Genomic DNA, 18,629 nt, shown 5'->3' with positions numbered 1-18,629 from the left:
CTGATTGACCCAAAACCCGTGCGGGATTATCCCTGCCGGACGCGACGGTTCTCCCGCAAGGGAGCGAAGAGGGAATCCGGTGAGGGAGCGATCCCGAGCCCGGAGCAGTGCCCGCTACTGTGAGCAGGGAGCTTGGCGCCGGTAAGCCACTGGGTCAGACGATCCGGGAAGGCGGCGCGAAGCGGCGATCTGCGAGCCAGGAGACCTGCCGTCGCGGTCGCTCGTTCGCGGCGCGGGATTACGCCGGCCGGACGCGGGAAGTCTTTTCCGTCAGCAGCGACGCCAGACGGGCGCGGACCGCGCCGCCGTTATGGCGGAGCGCCCTGTCGCATCACGGCGTGCGCTGCGGCCGCGTGCGCCACCGACGGGAAGACACATGACCGCCATCCTCATCGCCGCCGCGCTGCTCGCCGGCGACACCGACGCCCGACAACCCGCGCCCGAAGACGCCATCGTCGTGACGGGGCTGAGGGCCGAGACGCAAAAAGACGCCCTGCCGATCTCGATCGACACGATCGACCGCCAGGACATCGCGCTTGAAGGCCTGGCCACCCTGGCCGACGCGCTGGACACCGCGCCGGGCGTTCAGGCCGTTCAGTCCGGCCCGGCGGGCTCGCTGACCAGCGTGTTCGTGCGCGGCGGCAATTCAGACCACACGCTCGCGCTTTATGACGGCATAAGGATCAACGACCCGAGTTCGGCCTCGGGCGCGTTCAATTTCGGCTCCGATCTTCTGGGCGACGCCGGCCGGATCGAGATCGTGCGCGGGCCTCTGTCTTCGCTTTACGGGTCTGACGCCGTCGGCGGCGTGGTCAACATCCTGCCCCGCACAGCGCCCGAAGCCGGGTTCGAGCCCTTCGCCGCGGCCTCGTTTGGTGAATTTTCAACCCTGCGCGGCCTCGCCGGCGCAGGCTGGGCGGGGGAGCGTGCGCGCGGCGTGATCAGCATCGAAGCGCTCGACAGCGACGGGTACGACGTGACGCCGGCGCGCATGTCCACGACCACCGGCGATCCTGACGGGGCTGAAATGGCGGGTCTCATCGCGAACGGTTCGGTCGATCTGACGAGCCGGGTGGTTCTCGACGTGCTTTACCGCATCCGGTCGAGCGAAGCCGAATTCGACACGTTCTCGGGCGGGACCAGCGGCGCGCAGCGCGCCGACGATCCCGATCTCAGGACCGAAGACACGCTCACACTCGCCGCTCTGGGCCTGACCGTGAAGGCGAGCGAGACGCTGAGCGGCCGGCTGCGCATCGGCCGGGTGAGCACCGATCTTGAAAGCCTCGACGGCGCTTCGGTCACAGACCGTTATGACGGCGAGCGTGATTTTGCAAAGGCGACCGGCGAATGGCGCGCCCGGCCCGATCTTCTCGTCAGCTTCGGCGCGGAGGCCTGGACGGACTCGATCGACACCGACACCGCGTTCAACAACGCCCTGTCGGTCAGCGAGGACGCCGCATCGGTGTTCCTCGCCGGCCAGTACGCCGTGACCGAAGCGCTGTCGCTGACCGGTTCGGTGCGGCTGGACGATTACGAGGCGTTCGGGACTGAAACGACGGGCAATCTCGGCGCCGTCTACGCGCTTCCCGCCCTCAACACCCGCCTGCGCGCGAGCTGGGGGACGAGCTTCAAGGCGCCGAGCCTGTCTGAACGCTTCGCCAGCTCACTCTTCGTCGTTGCGAACCCCGATCTGCGCCCCGAGGAAGGCGAAAGCGTCGAGATCGGCTTCGACACGGCGCTGGAAAGCCTCAGCTTCGGTGCAGTGTGGTATGACGGCGAGGTGGAGAACCTCATCGAGAACGTCTTCGATTTCACCACTTTCACCGGCACGAACCGCAATATCGGCCGCGCCGACCTGTCCGGCTGGGAAGCCTGGGCGGAGTGGGCGCCGGTCGAGGCGCTCACCCTCTCCGCAGACTATACCCATACCGATGCGGCGAACGCCGACACCGGCGCGCGGCTGCTCAGGCGGCCCGAGACCAGCTGGTCTGCACGCGCGATCTGGCGGCTGATCGACATCGCCACCGTGTCGCTGCGCTACCGCCATGTCGGCGCGCGGCAAGACGTCACCTATGACGATGCGGGCTTTTTCGTCAGCAGCAGCGGGACCGTCCCGAGCTACGAGACCGTCGATCTGACCGGTACGCTCGATCTGTGGCGCGAGGCGACCTTGTTCGTCTCGGCGAAGAATCTGTTCGACGAAACCTACGAAGAACCCGCCGCCTTCGCCGCGCCGCCGCGCGCGGTGACGGTGGGCGTGCGCTGGGCGCCGTGAGGGCGGCGCTCGCCCTTCTTCTGACGCTCACCCCGGCGGCTGCGGCCGCCGGGGACCACCCCCGTGTGGTGTCGCTGGATTACTGCGCCGATCAGTTCGTCCTCGCTCTCGCCGATCCCGAGCAGATCCTCGGCGTCTCGGTGCAGGCCGACGACGTCCATTCTGTCCTGCGCGATCAAGCCGAGGGCCACCAACAGGTGCGCGACGCGGCCGAGGACGTGCTCGCCCTTGGTCCGGACCTCGTGATCCGCAGCTATGGCGGGGATGCGCGCGCCCGGGCGCTCTATGACCGGTTCGGGGTCGAAGTCTTCGATCTGGGCTGGGCGGGCGATTTCGACGGGGTTCGCGCCAGCATCCGCAGGACCGCCGCAGCGCTGGGACATCCCGAACGCGGCGAAGCGCTGATCGCGGAGATGGACACCAAGCTGGCCGAAGCGGCGAACGGACCGCGCCTGAGCGCGCTCTACCTCACCCCGTCGGGCGCGACCACCGGATCGGGCACGCTCGTGGCTGAACTGCTCGAGGCGGCGAATTTCGACAACGCCGGCGCTGCGGGCGGCGCTGCGGGCTGGCGAACCCTCCCGCTCGAACGGCTGGCCGCACAGGAACCCGATCTCGTGATCGCCGCCTTTTTCGATGAGGACGCCGCCGCGCGCGACAGCTGGTCGGTGTCCCGCCATCCGGTCTTCCGGCGCCTCATCGGCGAAACGCCGTCGGTCACCATAGACGGCGCGAAGACCACCTGCGGCGCCTGGTTCCTCGCCGACGCCGCTCTGGAAGCCCGGCGCGGCGCGAACGCCATCTACGCCCGCACGGCCGGCCGTCCGCCGGCGCGCAAACAGGAAGGCGGCGGGCGATGAGCGCGCCACTCAACATCGCGCTCGCGCTCGCAAGCCTCGCCGTACTCATCCTGGCTGCGGCGCTGGGCACCGGGCCTCTGCCCGCAGGCGAGGCGCTCGCCGCGCTCATCGGCGGCGCGGACGCCGAGGCGCGCGCCATCGTGTGGGAGATCCGCATCGCGCGCACGCTCGCCGCCTTCCTCACCGGTGCGGCGCTGGGCGCGTCAGGCGCGGTGCTGCAGGGCCTTCTTCGAAACCCGCTCGCCGATCCCGGCGTGCTGGGGGTGTCGGCCAGCGCGTCCCTCGGCGCAGTGATCGCGATCTATTTCGGCTTCGCTGCGATGAGCGCGATCGCCGTGCCCGCCTTCGCCATCGTCTTCGCGCTTCTGGCGACGGCGCTACTGGTGATCGCCGGGGCGGGCCGGGTCAGCGCGGTCCAGCTCGTGCTGGTGGGGGTGGGGATTTCAAGCTTCGCCGGGGCGCTCGCCGCGCTTGCGATCAATCTCGCGCCCAACCCGTTCGCCCTGTCTGACATGATCACCTGGATGCTGGGCTCGGTCGCCAACCGCTCCTTCCCCGACCTCGCTTTCGCCGCGCCTTTCTGGATCGCCGGCGCCGGGCTCTGCGCGCTGGCCGCGCCGGGGCTGAGGGCTCTGACGCTGGGCGAAGAGGCCGCAGCGTCTATCGGGCTCGACGTGAAACGGCTGCGTCTTCTCGCGGCGTCCGGCGCGGCGTTGCTGACCGGCGCTTCGGTGGCGGTGGCGGGCGTGATCGGCTTTGTCGGCATCGTCGCGCCGCACCTGCTGCGCCCGTTCGTCAGCCATGACCCGGCGCGGCTGGTGCTGCCCAGTGCGCTTCTGGGCGGGCTGATCCTCGCCGCCGCCGACACCGCGCTCAGGCTCGCCCCGCTCGATCAGGAGCTGCGCCTGGGGGTCGCGGCCGCGCTTATCGGCGCGCCGGCCTTCGTCTGGATCGCCGCGACCAGCGCGAGGATCGGACGATGAGCGAACGCCCAGCCCTCGCCCTGCGCGGCGCCGGCGTGAGGCTGGAGGGCCGACAGATCCTGTCCGGCGTCGACCTGCTTCTGGTCCCCGGCCGGTTCACAGCGCTGGTCGGCCCGAATGGTGCAGGCAAGTCCACCCTCATCAAGGCGGCGCTGGGGCTTATGCCTTCCACCGGCGAGGTCGAGCTCGGCGGAACGCCGCTCTCCCGCCTCGGCCCGGCGGAACGCGCCCGGCGCGCGGCCTGGCTGCCGCAGGACAAGACCGCCGCCTGGTCGATCACCGGCGCCGATCTCGCAGCCCTGGGCCGGTTCGCCTGGGGCGGGGGCCGGGCCTATGCGCGCCTGTCCGAAGAAGACCGTACCGCGGTCGATCGCGCCCTGTCGCGCGCCGACGCGGCCCATCTGAAGGACCGCCCTGTCACGGCGCTGTCGGGCGGGGAGCGGGCCAGGCTGCATCTGGCGCGCGCGCTCGCCGCCGAAGCCCCGCTCCTGCTCGCCGACGAGCCCGGCGCGGCGCTCGACCCGCGCCACCAGCTCGACGCCATGGCGGTCCTCAGGGCCGAGGCGGAAAGCGGTGCAGCGGTGCTCGCCGCGCTCCATGACCTGGCCCTCGCCGAGCGCTTCGCCGACCGTATCGTGGTGCTCGACGAGGGCCGCCTGATCACCGACGCCCCGGCGAGCGAAGCGCTGACAGACGCCATCCTCGCGGACGTGTTTCACGTGAAGCGGCGCGAAGCCGGCGGGTTCGAGGGGGTGTAAGGGCGGTCTCGCCCCTCGCCTCCCCCCTCTCCGACCAAGGTCGGGCTCACCTCGGCGGCTTGAACCTGTCATCGTCTCCGCCAGTCCGGGAAAACCCGGCGCATCGGGAGGAGACGCACCATGGCGAGCTCAGACACGCACGGACGGCCGGGGACGGTCGCCGGCGACCACGACATCACCGAAACCCAGTTCCAGAAATACTGGAAGGAAAACCTCGCTTTGATGGCGATCCTTCTGTCGATCTGGTTCGCGGTCTCGTTCGGCGCGGGCATCCTGTTCCGCGATTTTCTGGACCAGTGGTCCATCGGCGGCGCGCCGCTGGGGTTCTGGTTCGCCCAGCAGGGCGCGATCTACGTCTTCGTGATCCTGATCTTCGTGTACTCCGCCGTGATGCACCGCATCGAGCGCAAGTACGACGTCGACGACGACGAAGGCTAGGGAGGGCTCAGCCATGGAACCGACCATTTTCGGCATGTCCACGACGCTGTTCTGGACCGCGTTTTTCGTCATCACGACGTTCGGGCTTTATATCGGCATCGCCGTCTGGGCCCGCGCGTCGACCACCAACGATTTCTACGTGGCCGGGCACGACGTGCATCCGGTCTTCAACGGCATGGCCACCGCCGCGGACTGGATGAGCGCGGCGAGCTTTCTGTCCATGGCCGGCCTCATCGCCTTCATGGGCTATGACGGCTCGGTCTTCCTGATGGGCTGGACCGGCGGCTACGTGCTGCTGGCGCTGCTGCTCGCGCCCTATCTGAGGAAATTCGGCAAGTTCACCGTGCCCGACTTCGTCGGCGACCGGTATTACAGCCAGGCCGCCCGCATCGTCGCGGTGATCTGCGCGCTGTTCATCTCCTTCACCTATATCGCCGGGCAGATGCGCGGCACGGGCATCGCGTTCTCGAACTTTCTCGGGGTCGATATCGAGCTCGGGGTGATCATCGGGGCGATCATCGTGCTGTTCTACGCCGTGCTCGGCGGGATGAAGGGCGTGACCTACACCCAGGTCGCGCAGTACTGCGTGCTGATCTTCGCCTTCACCGTTCCGGCGATCTTCCTGAGCCTGCAGATCACCGGCACGCCGATCCCGCAGCTGGGCTTCATCGGCAACACCGCCGACGGCACGCCCCTGCTGGTCAATCTCGACCGGACGCTGACCGATCTGGGGTTCACGTCCTATCTGCAGGGCCAGAAGGCGATGATCGACGTGTTCTGCATCACGCTGGCGCTGATGGTGGGCACGGCGGGCCTGCCGCACGTGATCATCCGCTTCTTCACCGTGCCCAAGGCGTCGGATGCGCGGAAGTCCGCCGGCTGGGCGCTGATCTTCATCGCCATCCTGTACACCACCGCGCCCGCCGTGGCCGTGTTCGCGCGCTCGAACTTCATCGAGACCGTCAACGAGAGCGAATACTCCGTCGACGTGCGCCGGGGCGAAGCCCGGGCCGCCGAACAGGGTGAAGGCGGAACGCCGCAATGGTTCTACAACTGGGAGCGCACCGGGCTCCTGGGCTTCACCGACAAGAACGGCGACGGCCGGATCCAGTACCGCGCCGACGAGGCGGCCAACGAGGTCACCACGCTGGACCGCGACATCTTCGTGCTGGCCAATCCCGAGATCGGCAATCTGCCCGGCTGGGTGATCGGCCTGGTGGTCGCGGGCGGTCTCGCCGCCGCGCTGTCCACCGCGGCGGGGCTCTTGATGGTGATCAGCTCCGCGGTCAGTCATGATCTGTGCCGGAAGGTCTTGTTCAAGAACATGTCCGACACCCAGGAGCTGCTGGTGGCCCGCTTCGCCGCCGTCGGCGCGGTGCTGGTGGCGATCTACGCCGGCATCCACCCGCCCGGCTTCGTGGCGGCGGTGGTGGCCTTCGCCTTCGGGCTCGGCGCGGCCAGCTTCTTCCCGGTGATCTTCCTCGGGATCTTCTGGAAGCGCATGAACAAGGAAGGCGCGATCGCGGGCATGAGCGTGGGTCTCACGGTCACGGCCGCCTATATCGTGCACTTCAAGATCGGCTTCTCCTCCGGCGTGCTGGCGGCCTGTGCGCTGCTGATCGCCGCGGTGATGACGATCCTGCACTTCGGCCTCAGAAGCGAGAGCGACACACGGCCCATGCTGGCGGTCGCCGGTGCGGGCGTGCTCGCCTTCCTTCTGGGGGTGTTCGGCCTGCTGCCGAGCTTCGCGGCCGGAACCGCCGACCAGTGGTTCCTCGGGGTCAGCCCCGAAGGCTTCGGCGCGATCGGCATGGCGGTCGCCTTCACCGTGGCGGTCGTCACGGCGCTGGCCACCAAGGCCCCGCCCCAGGAGGTGCAGGACATGGTCGAGGAGATCCGCATCCCCTCAGGCCACGCCCATGTGAGCCACGCGCCGGCCGAATAGGCGCACCGCCTTCCTCACCTGACGCGGCGGCCGGAAACGGCCGCCGCTTTTTTTTGGTCTTATGCGAAACGCCGGCTACCGATCGGTGAGCTTCAGCTCGATGCGGCGGTTGCGGGCGTTCGCTTCGGCAGTGCGCCCCTCGGCGATCGGATAGTTGTCACCGAAGCCCGCGGCCAGAAGGCGCCGCGGCGGGACGCCCTGGTCGATCAGATATTCGATCACCGACAGGGAGCGCGCGGTTGAGAGTTCCCAATTGCTCGCGAACGGAATGCTCGGGCCCGGCGGGATCGGGTCTGTATGTCCGTCCACGCGCAGCACCCAGTCGAGATCGGAGGGAATCTCATCGGTGAGCTGGACGATGGCGTCGGCGATCGGATCCAGCGAGGCGCGGCCTTCAGGGCTCAGCGTCGCCGAGCCCGAGGCGAAGAGCACGTCGGTTTCGAACACGAACCGGTCGCCGACCACGCGCACGCCCGAGCGGTTGCCGAGGATCTCCAGAAGCCGGCCGAAGAACTCCGAGCGATACCGCGCCAGCCGCGCCACCTCGCTCGCCAGCGCCTGATTGAGGCGGCGGCCGAGATTGACCACTTCGGCCTCGAGCTCGGCTTCGCGCGCTTCTGAGGCGTTCAGCGCCTCGTTCAGGCGCGCGAGTTCCTGCCTCAGCGCGGCCATCTGGTTGTTCAAAAGGGCGATCGTGGCCTGGGCTTCCTCGTTGAGCGCCTCTTCGTCCTCGAGCTGCTCGCGGGCGGCGGCGAGGCCTTCCTGAAGCCCGGCGACCTGGGCGGCCAGCGCGTCGTTCGCCGTGCTGAGCTGGGCGTTGTCGGCTTCGAGGTTGTCGACGCGTAGAGACAGGGCCCGGTTCTCGCTTTCGGCCAGATCGAGTTCCTCGGCCAGGCTTGCGAGCTGGGCGTTCAGCCGGGAGAGTTCCGCGTCGCGATCGCCCAGCGCCTGGCTCAGCGCGAACTGGCCGGCGGTGAACACCGCGAGCAGGAACACGATCACCAGCAAAAGCGTGGCGAGCGCGTCCACGAAGCCCGGCCAGTAATCACCGGACTCGGTCTGGGAGAAGGCGAGATGGCGCGGCAGGGCCATGTCTAGCGCTCGCGTCCCGGCGGCGGGGGCGGGCCGGAATTGTCCGAGCCGCCGCGCTCGCGATTGAGCCGGGCCTGGGCTTCCAGCGCGCGCACCAGAACCTTGATCTCGTCGCGCAGCATGCGCGCGCTTTCGCGCTGGCTCTCGGCGGCCTCGTCGGCGAAACGGCTCATGATGGTTTCAAGCTGCCGGGTGTGGCGTTCGAGATTATGGCTGAGCTTGTCGAGCGCTTCGGCGCTCTGTTCGAGCAGCGCGCCGACATAGGCGCCGCCGCCGACATCCTCGCCTGCGCCGGCAGCCGGACCGGCCGCAGACAGGCGCGAGATCGAGGACAGCCATTCCTCGACCTCGTTATAGAACCGGTTCTGCGCCCGGCTCGCCTGAAGCTCCAGGAAACCGATGATCAGCGAGCCCGCGAGGCCGAAGAGCGAGCTTGCGAACGCGGTGCCCATGCCTGAGATCGGCTGTTCGATCGCGCTCATCAGGGCGGCGGCCTGGTCCTCGCTGGCGCCGCTCGCCGTGGCGCTGACCGCGCGCACCGCATCGCCGACGTCGGAGACGACCAGCAGAAGGCCGTAGAACGTGCCCAGAAGGCCCAGGAAGATCAGAAGCCGGCCGAAATAGCGGGTGAAGGCGCCGCTTTCGGCCATGCGCGCGGCGACCGAATCCAGCACCACGCGCGCGCTCGCCGCCGACAGGCGGGAGCGTCCGTCCGCTGCGTCGGTGATCAGCGCGGCCATCGGCGCGATCAGCGAGGGCGGGCTGGGCAGTTCGGACGGATGATCGGCTTCGTGAAGCCGGACCAGCCAGCGCGCGCTGGGCCCGATCGCGAGCGCCTGCACGAAGGTGTAGGCGACGCCGATCAGCAGCACGCCCAGAATGACGCCGTTGATCGCCGGGTTCGCCTCGAAAGCGTCGATCAGAGGCTGGTGCAGGATCGCGGCGAGCAGAACGACCGCGGCGAGAAACACCGCCATCCACAGCACGTACTGGCCCGGCCCGGTGAAGCGGGCTCTGCGCGGGCCGGCGGGCTGGCGCTCGCGGGCGTCGTCGTCTCGTCGTCGGTCCATATCGGCCCCTTCGGTCTTGCGCGCGTGGTTCGAGGCTTGGCCCCGGAAACGAGCAAAGGCAAGAGGCTTGGCCGAATTAGGGCGTCAGAGCGGCGCCTGCGATCAGCGCCTCGGAACGCGGGAATTCAGGCTCCGGCCGGCGCGAGCGGGGCGGCGCCAGCTTGCCGATCAGCCAGGCGCGCACTTCGACCGGATGCTCGAAACGCCGCTGGGCGCCGGGCAGGTCGACGCCCACCCCAAGCCCCAGACCGCCGGCGCGCTTCGCCGCCATCATCATCGAGCCGTCGGTGACGTCGTCGCCGATCGCGATCGGCCGCTTTCCCTTGAAGGGCGCCTGTTTCATCAGGGTCTGAAGCGCCGCGCCCTTGTCCAGCCCGGCCGGGCGCGCCTCGATCACGCACTTGCCCTCCTGCAGCACATAGCCCGGCGCGGCCTCGAGCGCGCGTTCAAGCGCCTGGCGGCAGGCGTTCTCGGCATGCCTGGCGTGGCGGAAATGCACCGCGACGCCGGTGGGTTTGGGTTCGATCTTCACGCCCGGATAGGACTGGTCGAGCCAGCGTGCGGCCTCGGCGACCGCGTCGGGAATGCGGCTGGACGACTGCGGCGGCTTGCCGGGCGCAGCGATCTCCGCGCCGTGACCGCCCACGCGCCACAGGCCTTTCGGCAGGCGGGCGTCCAGGCTCTCGACCGCGCGGCCCGACACCACGGCCACCGCGCCGCCATAGGCGTCCGCGATCGAGGCGAGCACGCCGCCGAAGCCGGGCGGCAGTGCGGCGGCGTCGGGATCGTCGACGATGTCGGCCAGCGTGCCGTCGAAATCGAGGAAGAGGGCGTCCGCTCCCATGGCGGACCTCACTGTACGCTCGCTGCAAATCCGGTGAGGGCGGCGGCCAGGCGCCCGCGCTGCTCGGCCCGGGTCTGGTCATAGGCTTTCAGATCGGTCTCGAACCGGCGGCACCACCAGCGCGCGTCCTGCGCGTCTATGGTCTTCCACAGGGCCGCGTGACGGCGCTTGCGCTCGTCGAGATCCATGTCGAGCGCGGTCGCGATCGCGTCTGCGATCGAGTCCGGATCGTGCGGATTGACCTGCAGGGCTTCGCTCATCTGCTCGGCCGCGCCGGCGAATTCGCTGAGGATCAGAACGCCCGGATCGTCCGGGTCCTGGGCGGCGACGAACTCCTTGGCGACGAGATTCATGCCGTCGCGCAGGGGCGTGACCAGGCCGATCGCGGCCTGCCGGTAGAGCGCGGCGAGTTCTTCGCGCGGCACGCCGCGGGCGATGTAGTGCACCGGCGTCCAGTCCACCTCGCCATACTTGCCGTTGACATGGCCCACCGCCTCGTCGAGCGCGCGGCGCAGATCGGCGTAGGCGGGCAGGTCGGCGCGGCTGGTCGGGGTGATCTGAACCAGCGAGACCTGTCCGCGCGCTTCGGGCCGGGCTTCGAAGAACGCGTCCAGCCCCTCCATGCGCTCGGGCAGACCCTTGGAATAGTCCATCCGGTCCACGCCGATCATCGCCTTCACGCCCTCGCCGGCCAGCGCGCCGGGGGCGTCGCTCTGTTCGGCCAGAGCGCGGAAGGCCTGCGCGTCGATGCCGATCGGATAGGCCCGCGCCCGGCACAGCCGGCCGTTCATCGCGATCCGGCCGTCAGGGGTGTGCGCGCCGCCGCGCGCCAGGGTCAGGCGCTCGAAATTCGCCCGGTCCTGATCGCTCTGAAAGCCGATCACGTCATAGGCGCAGAGCCCGGCGACCAGATCGTCCGCGCCGGGGATGGCGCCGAAGATCTCTCCCGGTGGAAACGGGATGTGCAGGAAAAAGCCGATCGGGTTCCTGAGGCCGCGTTTTCTGAGCTCGGCGGCCAGCGGGATCAGGTGGTAATCGTGCACCCAGATGAGATCGCCGGGTTTGACCGCCTCGGCCAGACGGTCGGCGAAACGCGCGTTGACGCTGCGATAGACCTTGAGGTCGTCGGGATCGAAATCGCTGAGATCGAGCCGGTAGTGCAGGGCCGGCCAGAGCGTGCGGTTGGAATATCCCAGGTAATACCGGTCGCGCTCGTCCTCGGTGAGGTCCATCAGGCTGACGGTGAGGTCGCCGAAGCTGCGCGTCTCGCTGGGTTTGGCTTCGGCGTCGGGGGAGGTTTCGCCGCTCCACCCCATCCACAGCGCTTCGCGGCCGGTCAGCGCGTCAGAGAGCGCCGCAGCCAGCCCGCCGGCCCCCAGACCGTCCGCCGGAGCCCGGTTGGAGACGATCACGAGTCGCTGTGAAGAATGCATATTATTCAACCGGTTCGCTTGCGCCCGCCGCTCCCGTGCTGAAAAGCGGCTAAAGCCGCTTCTGGTTCCTGCATGGAAGTATATTGTGCAGTGCAAAAAACGGCAAACCGGGCCGTGACCGGGCTGAATCGGGTAACGGGGCGAAGCGGCGCTTACGCCGCCTTGCCCAGGCGCTGTCTCAGCTCGGCGAGGATCGCTTCGTTGCCGGCGGCGATATGGCCGGTCTCCATGACGTCGCCGGTGCTCTCGATCGAGCCGGCGAAGCCGCCCGCCTCGCGCACCAGGACGATGCCCGCGGCGATGTCCCAGGGCTTCAGATCGCGCTCCCAGAACCCGTCCAGCCGGCCTGCGGCCACCCAGGCCAGATCGAGCGCGGCCGAGCCGTAGCGGCGGATGCCCGCGCACATCGGCATGATCTGGTGAAGCTCCTTGAGGAAGCGCGCATGGCCGGACTTGCCGAAGAACGGCGTTCCGGTGCCGATCACGGCCTCCTGGAAGCTGCGGCGTTCCGAGACGCGCAGGCGGCGGTCGTTGACGTAACAGCCCCGGCCCTTCTCGGCGTGGAAAAGCTCGTCGGTGGCGGGGTTGTAGACCACGCCGGCGACCAGCTCGCCTTCGCGCTCGAGCCCGATGGACACGGCGAAATGGGGCTGGGCGTGCATGAAGTTCAGCGTGCCGTCGAGCGGGTCGACGATCCAGCGGTGGGACTTGTCGGTGCCCTCGACCGCGCCGCGCTCCTCCATCAGGAAGCCGTAGCCGGGACGGGCCTTCGACAGCTCCTCGAAGACGATCTGCTCGGCCTTGAGATCGGCGGCGGTGACGAAGTCGGCCGGGCCTTTCTTGGAGACCTGCAGGTGCTCGATCTCGTTGAAGTCGCGCGCGAGCCGGCGGCCGGCCTTGCGGGCCGCGCCGGTCATCACCTGCATGAGGGCTGAGACTTGCGCCAAGGTCCTAGTCCGCCCGGCGCACGTAGGAGCCGTCTTCGGTGGCGACGACGATGCGCTCGCCCACGCCCACGAAGGGCGGCACGGCGGAGCGGATGTTTCCGGTCAGGATGGCCGGCTTGAACGAGTTCGCCGCGGTCTGGCCTTTCACCACCGGCTCGGTCTCGATCACTTCGAGCTCGACATGGGTGGGCAGTTCGAACCCGATCGGCTTGTCCTCGTAGAACTCCACGGTGACCATCATGCCGTCGGTCAGGAAGGCCGCGCGGTCCTCGCCGACGAACTCGGTCTGCAGCATGATCTGGTCGTAGGTCTCGGTGTTCATGAACACCAGCATCTCGCCTTCGGGGTAGAGATACTGATAGTCGCGCTGCTCGAGCCGGACGCGCTCGACCTTGTCCGCGGAGCGGAAGCGTTCGTTGAGCTTGCGGCCGTCGAGCAGGTTCTTCAACTCCACCTGGGCGAAGGCGCCGCCCTTGCCCGGCTTGACGTGCTCGGCCTTCACCGCGACCCAGAGCGTGTCCTGGTGCTTAATGACGTTGCCCGGCTTGATTTCGTTGCCGTTGATCTTCATCGCTGGATCATCCCGTAAGGCGCGTCGCGCCGAGCGGCGCGCGCCGCCTGTCAAAAACCGCGTTGCGTGTAACAGGGCGGCCCCGCAGCGGCAAGCGGGCCGGGCCGCACCGGCCGCTATCGGCCGCCCTGTCCCGGCGCGCCTTCGCCGCCTTCTTCCGCGTCGACTTCGGGGGGATCGGCGACGAGCCTGCCGGCCTTGAGGTCGACATGGGGGACGGTCCGGCGGGTGAAGGGCAGGAAGACCACCCCGTCCGGGCCTGATATTTCAAGAAGATCGCCCGCGCCGAAATCCTGCACGGATTTCACCTTGCCCAGCGTTTCGCCCTGCAGATCCTCGACCGCGAGCCCGATGAGGTCGGTGTAGTAGAACTCGTCCTCGTCGGTCTCGGGCAGGGCGGAGCGGGGCACGTAAAGCCGGGTCGATTTCAGCTTGAGCAGCTGTTCGCGGGTGGGGTTTTCCTTAAACCGCGCGATCACCAGACCGTTGGGCCCGGGCCGGGCCTTCACCGGGGTGAAGATCACGTTTCCGTCCTCGTCCAGGAACGGCCCGTAGGAGCACACCGCTTCCGGATCGCCGAACGGCTTGATCCGCGCCTCGCCCTGAACGCCGTGCGCGCCGGCGATCGCGGCGATCACCACAAGATCGGGTTTCGTCATCTCAGACCCCAGCCTCCGTCGTCAAACCGCGTCGTTTCATACGAAAAGCCCCGGCGCGGAGATCCGCCGCCGGGGCCGTTTCACAAGTCCGGGACAGGGCGGCGCCCTATTCGGACTTTTCTTCCTCGGCGGACGCCTCTTCAGCCGGAGCTTCTTCGGAAGCGGCCTCTTCAGAGGTTTCTTCCTCGGCCGGAGCGTTCTTGGCTTCTTCCTCGGCGGCCTTGCGGGCCTCTTCCTTTTCGGCGCGCTCGGCGGCGCGTTCCTTGGCCTTCTCGCCCGGCTCGCCCTTCTTGGGGTTGTTGCCGTGGGTCCACTCATAGACGCCCGCGTCCTTCAGGAAGCGCGCGACGCGGTCGGTGGGCTGGGCGCCCTTCTTGATCCACTCGGCGGCCTTCTCGGCGTCGACGGCCACGCGGTTCTCGTGGTCTTTCGGCAGCATCGGGTTGTAGTGGCCGATCTTCTCGATGAAGCGGCCGTCCCGCGGCATGCGCTCGTCGGCGACGACGATGCGGTAATAGGGGCGCTTCTTGGCGCCGCCGCGGGCGAGACGGATTTTCACAGCCATGGTCTTGGTCCTTCAGGGTTAAACTGTGGGTGTCATTTCTTGGGTTTGCCTCCCGGAAGGCCGGGCAGGCCGCCGGGCGCGCCCGGGCCGCCGAGGCCCGGAAGCGAAGCGCCCTTGGGCGCGTTTCCTTTGAGAAGATCGCCGGCGGCCTGATCGAAGCCGGGGGGCATGCCGCCCATGCCCGGCGGCATTCCGCCGCCGCCCATGCCGGGCACGCCGGGGAAGCCGCCTTTACCGCCCTTCTTGCCCATCTTCTTCATCATGTCCGCCATCTGGCGGTGCATTTTCAGCAAGCGGTTCACGTCGGGCACGTCCACGCCGGCGCCGGCCGCGATGCGGCGCTTGCGGGACGCTTTCAGAAGGTCGGGTTTGGCGCGCTCTTCGGGCGTCATCGACAGGATGATCGCCTCTTGGCGCTTGAGCATCTTGTCGTCCATGCCCGCGGCGGCCATCTGCTGCTTGGCCGCTTTGTTCATGCCGGGCAGGAAGCCCATGATGCCGCCCAGGCCCCCCATTTTCTGAAGCTGGCCCAGCTGGTCGCGCAGATCCTCAAGGTCGAACTTGCCCTTCGCCATCTTTTTGGCGAGGCGTTCGGCCTTGTCTTGATCGACTTCGGCGGCGGCCTTTTCCACGAGGCTGACGATGTCGCCGCGCCCCAGGATGCGGCCGGCCAGGCGCTTGGCGTCGAAGGCGTCCAGCCCGTCGACCTTTTCCGACACGCCCAGGAACTTGATCGGCAGGCCGGTGACCCAGCGCATGGACAGCGCCGCGCCGCCCCGGCTGTCGCCGTCCATCCGGGTGAGAATGAGGCCGGTCAGCTTCAGCCGCTCGTCGAAGCGGCGCGCGGTCTCCACCGCGTCCTGACCGGTCAGCGCGTCGGCGACCAGCAGCGTCTCGCGCGGGCGGGCGACCTCGGCGATCTTCGCCGCCTCGCCCATCATCTCCTCGTCGATGGAGGTGCGGCCCGCGGTGTCCAGGATCACCACGTCATAGCCCTGAAGCCGGGCCGCGCTCATCGCGCGCTTGGCGATCTCGACCGCGGACTGGCCCTTGACGATCGGCAGGGACTGAACGCCCGCCTTCTCGGCCATCTGGGCGAGCTGCTCCATCGCGGCGGGGCGGCGCGTGTCGAGCGAGGCGACCAGCACCTTTTTCTTCTCGCGCTCCGAAATGCGCTTGGCGAGCTTGGCGGTGGTGGTGGTCTTGCCCGAGCCCTGAAGGCCGGCCATCAGGATCGCCACCGGCGGCTCGCCGGTCAGCGACAGGCCTTCGGGCTCGCCCTCGCCGCCCAAAAGGTCCACCAGCGCGTCATGGACGATCTTGACGACCTGCTGGCCGGGTTTGACCGAGCGGACGACCTCTTCGCCGACCGCCTTCTCGCGCACTTTTGCAACGAAATCCTTCACCGCGGGAAGCGCGACGTCGGCCTCCAGCGTCGACATCCTTCTCGCTGAGCGCGCCGCGCCCGGTGAGAGAGTCGAATACGCCTGTCAGTCGTTCGCTTAACGCGTCGAACATGAGCCCTGCTTCATTCCGCTTCCCGGTCGGCCTCCGCGCTCAAGGCACGGAACCCGTGAACGTGCAGGCACGCCGATCCAGCCCCGCTGAACGAACACTCGTCGAGCGAAGGACCTCGCCGGCCTCCGGGCGCTGATCCCCTCGTCGAAGGGCGCCGTGTGCCGGAAAGGCAAGCGGATGGACGCTTGCACAAGAGGGCGTGGCAATACGCGGGGGGAGGCGGGGAGTCAAGGGAGGGGGCGAGAGGGCGTCTCCAATTCGTCATCCCCGCGAAAGCGGGGACCCAGTCCGGCTTCGCCGCTGCTCTACGTTCGGTGGGTTCCCGCTTTCGCGGGAATGACGATGGGAGCGAAGCGTGGCGTGTGTGTGAGCGCGCCCTATCCTGCACGAGGTCCCTGTGTATCGGTCGTGTGCCATGATGATTGCGGGACGGAGGCCGATAGGTCCCCGGGCGGTCGAGCCCGAGAGCCGGCTCAGGCCCCGTCCCGCTTGCACATCAACAACCTGAACAGTTGCACGAGGCTGGTTGCAACAGACCTCGCACCACAGGGACAGGCACGATGACTTTACCTGATCGCTACGTCGGATGCGACGTGTCCAAGCTCTGGCTGGACGTTTTCGACCCCGCCCAGGGCCGGGCGTGCCGCATCCCCAACACCTCCGCCGACGCGGCCCGGCTGGCCGCCTCGATCGCCGCCACCGGCGGCTTCGTCGTCTTCGAGGCGACGGGTGTGTATGACCAGGCTCTGCGCGCCGCGCTGCATGCGGCCGGTGTTCAGAACGCGCGCATCAACCCCACCACCGCCCGGCGCTTCGCCCAAGCCACCGGCCGCAAGGCGAAGACCGACGCGCTGGACGCGGTCGTGCTCGCAGATCTGGGCGCCCGGCTCAGGCCTGCGCCTGACCCCGCGCCGTGCCCGCACCGTGAACGGCTGGGCCGGCTCGGGCTCAGGCGCGACCAGCTGGTCGCCGCCCGCAAGGACGAGATCATCCGGCTGAAGGCGACCGGCGAGCCGATCCTGATCGACAGCTTGAAGGCGCACATCGCATGGCTGGACGGCGCGATCTCGGCCATCGAGCGCGAGATCGCCGTCCTGATCGCGGCCACCGAACTCAACGACCAGGCCCGCCTGCTCGCTACCGCGCCGGGCGTTGGGCCGGTCACTGCGCAGGTGTTGCTCGCGCTGATGCCCGAACTGGGCGCCAGCACCCCCAAGCGTCTCGCCGCGCTCGCCGGGCTGGCCCCGTTCAACCACGACTCAGGTCAGCTCAAGGGAAAGCGCTGCATCTCCGGCGGGCGGCGGCGCGTGCGATCCGCCCTGTTCATCGCCGCCATGATCGCCGCAAGGCTATGCCCGGACCTGAAAGCCTTCGCTGACCGCATCCAGGCGCAGGGAAAGCCCAGAAAACTCGCCCTCATCGCCGTCGCCAGAAAACTCCTCACCCGCCTGAACGCCATGCTTAGAGATCAAACCGCCTACAGCACCGCATAACAGTTGCCGGCTCTTCCCCCGGATCAAGTCCGGGGGTTCGGCCGGGAATTCAGGGCGAAGTTATCCGCCCCCGTCTCCCCTCGCGCATAATAGCCCCGTCCTTTCGCAGGCGAGGCCGTTCCGGAGCGACCAGGCGGGCGGGAGTGACGGGGCGTCCCGAGCGGGGCCGGACTAACGCACCGGCTAGCGAAGCGGCGAAACACGCGTTGAAACCGGCTGACCCGGCACATCCCTCGCGGTTTCGAAAATCGTCTCAACGGCGCGGGGGGCTTCTGGCCTCCAAAACACACTAGAGACCCGGTCCGGAGCCTTCCGCGCCGCCTCGCCATCTTCATCCCCTCGCGCAAACTCTGCGGCGAGGGTTTCGGCGCTGGGGGCGCCCCGCCGCAACCCTGCGCTCCGCCTTGCGTTTGTTCCTGTTACGGACGGTTTTACGCCGTCGCGACGGGAAGGACGTTTCATGGACCAGAGCTGGGTGCAGCGCCTGGGCGGGCGCTTCGGCGTTCAGTCGATCGAGATCAAGACCGTGGCGGCCTTCGCCCTGATCGGGCTGGCGGTCTGGCTGTTCGCCGAGATCGCCGATGCGGTGGTCGAGGGCGAGAGCCATCAGATCGACACGATGATCCTTCTGGCGCTCAGGGCCGCGCCGGAGGACCCGGTGGGGCCGTTCTGGGTCGAATACGCGGTCGCCGACATCACAGCGCTGGGCGGATACGCGGTGCTGACCCTGCTGGTCGTGCTCAGCGTGATCTATCTCTGGCTTCAGAAGATGCCGGGCAAGGCGGCGCTGATCGTCGCCTCTGTGGTGTCGGGCACGTCGCTGGTGTCGGTGTTCAAGACTTTCTTCGACCGGGCGCGGCCCGATCTGGTCGACCACCTGACCCATGCGACCAGTTCGAGCTTCCCCAGCGGTCACGCCACCGCGGCGGCGCTGACCTATCTGACGCTGGGGCTGTTGCTGGCGAGCGCGCAGAAACGGCGGCGGACCCGCGTGTTCATCGTCGGCGCGGCGCTTCTGATCGCGGTGATGGTGGGCGCCAGCCGGGTCTATCTGGGCGTTCACTGGCCCAGTGACGTGCTCGCCGGCTGGGGGTTCGGCGCGGCCTGGGCGCTGATCTGGTGGCTGATCGCACGCTATTTCACCCGAAACCGCGACCGGTCGGGAGAGTGAGGCGGCG

16 protein-coding genes, 1 pseudogene and 1 riboswitch are annotated in these 18,629 nt (G+C 68.5%); of the genes and pseudogenes, 8 read left to right on the top strand and 9 right to left on the bottom strand.

Going from position 1 to position 18,629, the window contains the following annotated elements:
* Nucleotides 1–28 precede the first annotated feature (28 nt).
* Nucleotides 29–228: riboswitch (cobalamin riboswitch) on the top strand.
* Between the two features lie 148 nt (nt 229–376).
* The 6 genes from ABL308_04765 (at nt 377) to ABL308_04740 (ending at nt 7,259) form a co-directional block, all read left to right on the top strand.
* Nucleotides 377–2,275, top strand: coding sequence for a TonB-dependent receptor (locus tag ABL308_04765; GenBank protein XBQ17191.1), 1,899 nt, complete (start codon nt 377–379; stop codon nt 2,273–2,275).
* The gene (locus ABL308_04760) at nt 2,272–3,135 is read left to right on the top strand and encodes an ABC transporter substrate-binding protein (GenBank protein XBQ17190.1); all 864 of its coding nucleotides are present in this window, start codon (nt 2,272–2,274) and stop codon (nt 3,133–3,135) included. The genes ABL308_04765 and ABL308_04760 overlap by 4 nt, the downstream gene beginning before the upstream one ends.
* Nucleotides 3,132–4,118, top strand: a complete 987-nt coding sequence (locus ABL308_04755; protein XBQ17189.1) for an iron ABC transporter permease — start codon at nt 3,132–3,134, stop codon at nt 4,116–4,118. Before ABL308_04760 ends, ABL308_04755 begins: the two co-directional genes overlap by 4 nt.
* Nucleotides 4,115–4,876 carry an ABC transporter ATP-binding protein gene (locus tag ABL308_04750; protein ID XBQ17188.1) on the top strand — a complete coding sequence of 254 codons (762 nt, stop codon included), beginning with the start codon at nt 4,115–4,117 and terminating at the stop codon, nt 4,874–4,876. The genes ABL308_04755 and ABL308_04750 overlap by 4 nt, the downstream gene beginning before the upstream one ends.
* Before the next feature lie 120 nt (nt 4,877–4,996).
* Entirely contained in the window at nt 4,997–5,314 is a 318-nt protein-coding gene (locus ABL308_04745; protein XBQ17187.1) for a DUF4212 domain-containing protein, read from the top strand.
* Nucleotides 5,315–5,348: 34 nt separating this feature from the next.
* A complete protein-coding gene (locus ABL308_04740; protein XBQ17712.1) occupies nt 5,349–7,259 on the top strand; it encodes a sodium:solute symporter family protein in 1,911 nt (636 codons plus the stop codon).
* A gap of 75 nt (nt 7,260–7,334) precedes the next feature.
* Here the strand turns inward: ABL308_04740 and ABL308_04735 are convergent, their stop codons facing one another.
* The 9 genes and pseudogenes from ABL308_04735 to ffh form a co-directional block, all read right to left on the bottom strand.
* Nucleotides 7,335–8,351 (bottom strand): peptidoglycan -binding protein, encoded by a 1,017-nt coding sequence (locus tag ABL308_04735; protein ID XBQ17186.1) that lies wholly within the window; start codon nt 8,349–8,351, stop codon nt 7,335–7,337.
* A 2-nt stretch (nt 8,352–8,353) separates the two neighbouring features.
* Nucleotides 8,354–9,421: a hypothetical protein gene (locus ABL308_04730; protein XBQ17185.1), complete on the bottom strand. Its 1,068-nt coding sequence runs from the start codon at nt 9,419–9,421 to the stop codon at nt 8,354–8,356.
* A 76-nt stretch (nt 9,422–9,497) separates the two neighbouring features.
* A complete protein-coding gene (gene otsB, locus ABL308_04725; protein ID XBQ17184.1) occupies nt 9,498–10,265 on the bottom strand; it encodes a trehalose-phosphatase in 768 nt (255 codons plus the stop codon).
* 8 nt (nt 10,266–10,273) lie between these two features.
* Nucleotides 10,274–11,698 carry a trehalose-6-phosphate synthase gene (locus ABL308_04720; GenBank protein XBQ17183.1) on the bottom strand — a complete coding sequence of 475 codons (1,425 nt, stop codon included), beginning with the start codon at nt 11,696–11,698 and terminating at the stop codon, nt 10,274–10,276.
* A 152-nt stretch (nt 11,699–11,850) separates the two neighbouring features.
* Nucleotides 11,851–12,624 (bottom strand): inositol monophosphatase family protein, encoded by a 774-nt coding sequence (locus tag ABL308_04715; GenBank protein XBQ17182.1) that lies wholly within the window; start codon nt 12,622–12,624, stop codon nt 11,851–11,853.
* Nucleotides 12,625–12,649: 25 nt separating this feature from the next.
* Complete coding sequence (gene efp / locus ABL308_04710) at nt 12,650–13,216, bottom strand: elongation factor P (protein ID XBQ17181.1); 567 nt, start codon at nt 13,214–13,216, stop codon at nt 12,650–12,652.
* A 116-nt stretch (nt 13,217–13,332) separates the two neighbouring features.
* On the bottom strand, nt 13,333–13,875 hold the full coding sequence (gene rimM / locus ABL308_04705) for a ribosome maturation factor RimM (GenBank protein XBQ17180.1): 543 nt from the start codon (nt 13,873–13,875) through the stop codon (nt 13,333–13,335).
* A gap of 106 nt (nt 13,876–13,981) precedes the next feature.
* Nucleotides 13,982–14,440, bottom strand: a complete 459-nt coding sequence (gene rpsP, locus ABL308_04700; GenBank protein ID XBQ17179.1) for a 30S ribosomal protein S16 — start codon at nt 14,438–14,440, stop codon at nt 13,982–13,984.
* Between the two features lie 32 nt (nt 14,441–14,472).
* Nucleotides 14,473–15,958 (bottom strand): annotated as a pseudogene (gene ffh / locus ABL308_04695) (signal recognition particle protein).
* 560 nt (nt 15,959–16,518) lie between these two features.
* Here ffh and ABL308_04690 point away from each other — a divergent pair.
* Together ABL308_04690 and ABL308_04685 are read left to right on the top strand one after the other, a co-directional pair.
* Nucleotides 16,519–17,451 (top strand): IS110 family transposase, encoded by a 933-nt coding sequence (locus ABL308_04690; GenBank protein ID XBQ17178.1) that lies wholly within the window; start codon nt 16,519–16,521, stop codon nt 17,449–17,451.
* 460 nt (nt 17,452–17,911) lie between these two features.
* Complete coding sequence (locus tag ABL308_04685) at nt 17,912–18,622, top strand: phosphatase PAP2 family protein (protein ID XBQ17177.1); 711 nt, start codon at nt 17,912–17,914, stop codon at nt 18,620–18,622.
* Nucleotides 18,623–18,629: the final 7 nt, after the last annotated feature.

Origin of the sequence: Oceanicaulis sp., assembly GCA_040112665.1 — a bacterium.
GTDB lineage: Bacteria > Pseudomonadota > Alphaproteobacteria > Caulobacterales > Maricaulaceae > Oceanicaulis.
The sequence above is the reverse complement of the archived record's forward strand: the minus strand, read 5'-3'. Positions and strand labels throughout refer to the sequence as shown.

Bases quoted from the DNA above. Each gene is read 5' to 3' on its own strand.
- ABL308_04765 (XBQ17191.1), top strand. From the start codon at position 377: ATGACCGCCATCCTCATCGCCGCCGCGCTGCTCGCCGGCGACACCGAC.
- ABL308_04755 (XBQ17189.1), top strand. From the start codon at position 3,132: ATGAGCGCGCCACTCAACATCGCGCTCGCGCTCGCAAGCCTCGCCGTA.
- ABL308_04750 (XBQ17188.1), top strand. From the start codon at position 4,115: ATGAGCGAACGCCCAGCCCTCGCCCTGCGCGGCGCCGGCGTGAGGCTG.
- ABL308_04745 (XBQ17187.1), top strand. From the start codon at position 4,997: ATGGCGAGCTCAGACACGCACGGACGGCCGGGGACGGTCGCCGGCGAC.
- ABL308_04740 (XBQ17712.1), top strand. From the start codon at position 5,349: ATGTCCACGACGCTGTTCTGGACCGCGTTTTTCGTCATCACGACGTTC.
- ABL308_04735 (XBQ17186.1), bottom strand. From the start codon at position 8,351: ATGGCCCTGCCGCGCCATCTCGCCTTCTCCCAGACCGAGTCCGGTGAT.
- ABL308_04730 (XBQ17185.1), bottom strand. From the start codon at position 9,421: ATGGACCGACGACGAGACGACGACGCCCGCGAGCGCCAGCCCGCCGGC.
- otsB (XBQ17184.1), bottom strand. From the start codon at position 10,265: ATGGGAGCGGACGCCCTCTTCCTCGATTTCGACGGCACGCTGGCCGAC.
- ABL308_04720 (XBQ17183.1), bottom strand. From the start codon at position 11,698: ATGCATTCTTCACAGCGACTCGTGATCGTCTCCAACCGGGCTCCGGCG.
- ABL308_04715 (XBQ17182.1), bottom strand. From the start codon at position 12,624: ATGCAGGTGATGACCGGCGCGGCCCGCAAGGCCGGCCGCCGGCTCGCG.
- efp (XBQ17181.1), bottom strand. From the start codon at position 13,216: ATGAAGATCAACGGCAACGAAATCAAGCCGGGCAACGTCATTAAGCAC.
- rimM (XBQ17180.1), bottom strand. From the start codon at position 13,875: ATGACGAAACCCGATCTTGTGGTGATCGCCGCGATCGCCGGCGCGCAC.
- rpsP (XBQ17179.1), bottom strand. From the start codon at position 14,440: ATGGCTGTGAAAATCCGTCTCGCCCGCGGCGGCGCCAAGAAGCGCCCC.
- ABL308_04690 (XBQ17178.1), top strand. From the start codon at position 16,519: ATGACTTTACCTGATCGCTACGTCGGATGCGACGTGTCCAAGCTCTGG.
- ABL308_04685 (XBQ17177.1), top strand. From the start codon at position 17,912: ATGGACCAGAGCTGGGTGCAGCGCCTGGGCGGGCGCTTCGGCGTTCAG.